The organism is Mesorhizobium sp. M00.F.Ca.ET.216.01.1.1 (genome assembly GCF_004010325.2).
Classification (GTDB): domain Bacteria; phylum Pseudomonadota; class Alphaproteobacteria; order Rhizobiales; family Rhizobiaceae; genus Mesorhizobium.
Genome location: NZ_SADR02000120.1, coordinates 1 through 468, shown reverse-complemented (window position 1 = coordinate 468; position 468 = coordinate 1). Strand labels below are relative to the sequence as shown.

Annotated in this window: 1 protein-coding gene; it reads right to left on the bottom strand. The window is 60.7% G+C overall.

Annotated elements, in window-relative coordinates; translation table 11 throughout:
• On the bottom strand, positions 1-468 hold a 468-nt coding region (locus tag EN859_RS35320), incomplete at both ends, for a nucleoside deaminase (RefSeq protein ID WP_135913608.1).

Here is a 468-nt window from a genome sequence, read left to right as displayed (position 1 = left end):
GGCCTGATAGGCGTCGGACAGTTCGTCATAGCGTGCGGAAATCCTGCCGATCCGCGTCTCCAGCCTCGCGCGCTCGGCCTCGGGGAGGGCCCGCACCAGCCGACGGATCGAAAAACTCTTCCAATAGGCGTTCTCGGCATTGTAGCCGCCGGGGTCGAGGGTGAATACCTCTTTCAGGATTTTCAGGTCGTGCGGGATGGCAAAACTGTCGCGCGAATCCTCGTGGCTGAAGAGATAGTAGAAGTTGTCGAAGCCGGTCCAGGTGATCGCCGACAGGCAGAGCGAGCAGGGCTCATGCGTGGCGATGAACAGCGCGTCCTTGGTGTCGACGCGCTCGGCTTTCGGCATTTCGTAAAAACGCTTCAGGCAGTGCACCTCGCCATGCCAGAGCGGGTTTTCCATCTCATTGTTGGTTTCCGCCAGCACCAGCGAGCGGTCGTTTTTCCGCAGGATCGCGGCGCCGAACAG